At 51.1% G+C, this 329-nt stretch carries 1 protein-coding gene; it reads left to right on the forward strand.

Annotated elements, in window-relative coordinates; all coding sequences use genetic code 11:
* Nucleotides 1-329 (forward strand): SwmB domain-containing protein (locus tag M2R48_RS21150; protein WP_315972863.1); only part of this gene is annotated, 329 nt, incomplete at both ends.

Below are 329 nucleotides of genomic sequence, written 5' to 3' on the forward strand. Positions count from 1 at the left end.
GCAGCAACACTTCCAGCCACCACAGTGGATAATGGTTCAACTGTGCCTGGTGGTGATACCACAGCACCGACCTTTGTCAGTGCAGCACTAGATACAGCCGGCACATCGCTCACCTTGACCTATAGTGAAGCACTAGACAGCGCTAACTTACCGCCATTAAACAGTTTTGTGGTCACCGCAGATGGTCAAGTGGTTGCTGTAACCGGTGTTACAGTGAATGGCTCTACCGTGGTGTTGACTTTGGGTACACCAGTCACAGCAGGTCAAGCGGTGCAAGTGGGTTATACCGATCCATCGGCAGCCAATGATCCAAATGCGATTCAAGACAT

Origin of the sequence: Acinetobacter sp. I-MWF (assembly GCF_025433935.1) — a bacterium.
GTDB classification, from domain to species: Bacteria; Pseudomonadota; Gammaproteobacteria; order Pseudomonadales; family Moraxellaceae; genus Acinetobacter; species Acinetobacter guillouiae.